This is a genomic window from Streptomyces coryli (genome assembly GCF_011044975.1).
In the GTDB taxonomy this organism is placed as follows: Bacteria; Actinomycetota; Actinomycetes; order Streptomycetales; family Streptomycetaceae; genus Streptomyces; species Streptomyces coryli.
Genome location: NZ_JAAKZV010000517.1, coordinates 1 through 1,526 on the forward strand (window position 1 = coordinate 1; position 1,526 = coordinate 1,526).

Annotated in this window: 2 protein-coding genes; both read left to right on the forward strand. The window is 75.6% G+C overall.

Going from position 1 to position 1,526, the window contains the following annotated elements; translation table 11 throughout:
* Positions 1-34: 34 nt before the first annotated feature.
* Positions 35-694, forward strand: coding sequence for an urease accessory protein UreF (locus G5C51_RS41875; protein WP_165246159.1), 660 nt, complete (start codon positions 35-37; stop codon positions 692-694).
* Between the two features lie 25 nt (positions 695-719).
* Positions 720-1,466, forward strand: coding sequence for an urease accessory protein UreG (gene ureG / locus G5C51_RS41880; protein ID WP_165246157.1), 747 nt, complete (start codon positions 720-722; stop codon positions 1,464-1,466).
* Positions 1,467-1,526: the final 60 nt, after the last annotated feature.

Consider the following 1,526-nt stretch of genomic DNA (forward strand, 5'->3'; position numbering starts at 1 on the left):
GCACGAGCAGCCCTGCGCCGCAGGTGCGGCAGCGCTGCTCGTGCTGGCCGACGGTCGCTTCCCGGCAGGCGGCCACGCCCACTCCGGCGGCGCCGAGTCCGCGGTGAATGCCGGGCGTGTACGGGACGCGGCGACCCTCGCGTCGTACTGCCGCGGCCGGCTGCACACCACCGGCCTCACGGCGGCAGCCCTGGCGGCAGCCGCCTGCGCCGGCCTCGATCCGCGCGACCTCGACACCGCCGCCGACGCCCGCACCCCGTCCCCCGCGCTCCGGGCGGCAGCCCGAAGGCTCGGCCGTCAGATGCTGCGCGCCGCCCGAGCCGCCTGGCCCGCACCCGAACTGGACGCGCTGGCGCGCGCGTTCCCCAAGGGCACGCACCAGCCCATCGTCCTCGGCCTCGCCGCCCGCGCAGCGGGATTGCACCCGGCCGACGCCGCCCACGCCGCCGCGTACGAAGCCGTCTCAGGCCCCGCGACCGCGGCCGTACGACTCCTCAGCCTCGACCCCTTCGACGCCACCGCCGTACTCGCCCGCCTCGCTCCCGAGATGGACGGCGTCGCCGCCCGCGCCACCGCCGCGGCGGAGCGAGCCGCGGCCGAGGGCACCGACGCCCTCCCCGCCGCCTCCGCGCCGCTGCTCGACATCACCGCCGAGCAGCACGCCACCTGGCCCGTACGCCTCTTCGCCTCGTAAGCACAACTGCCGGGAGCCGGAACTCATGCACCTCGACCACGACCTCGACACCTTCCCCGAGCGCCACACCCACAGCGCTGCCGCCTGGCTCCCGAACGGTCGCCGCCGCGCCCTGCGCATCGGCCTCGGCGGCCCGGTCGGCTCCGGCAAGACGGCGACCGTCGCGGCGCTGTGCCGAGCCCTCCGTGACGACCTCTCGATCGCCGTCGTCACCAACGACATCTACACCCGCGAAGACGCCGAATTCCTCCTCAACCAGGCCGTCCTGCCCCCCGAGCGGATCACCGCCGTCGAGACCGGCGCCTGCCCGCACACCGCGATCCGCGACGACATCTCCGCGAACCTGGAGGCGGTCGAGGACCTGGAGGAGGAGCTCGGCGGCCTCGACCTGATCCTCATCGAATCCGGCGGCGACAACCTCACCGCCACCTTTTCCAAGGGCCTCGTCGACGCCCAGCTCTTCGTCATCGACGTCGCCGGCGGCGACGACATCCCGCGCAAGGGCGGCCCGGGCGTGACGACGGCGGACCTGCTGGTGGTCAACAAGACGGACCTGGCCCCGCACGTCGGCTCCGACCTGGCCCGCATGGCCGACGACGCCAAGTCGCAGCGCGGCGAACTCCCGGTCGCCTTCCAGTCGCTGCGCGGGGCTGAGGGCGTGGGGCCGGTGGCGGACTGGGTGCGGGGGCGCCTCGCGGCGTGGCGGACGGCCGGGGAGCCGGCGGATGCGGCTTCTGACGCGGCTTCCGGCGCGGCGACGGTACGGGCATGACCACGGCCCCGGCCCCGGCAACCGCACCACGCCTTGCCACGATGGGCGCACCCCCACCAC

Bases quoted from the DNA above. Each gene is read 5' to 3' on its own strand.
- ureG (WP_165246157.1), top strand. From the start codon at position 720: ATGCACCTCGACCACGACCTCGACACCTTCCCCGAGCGCCACACCCAC.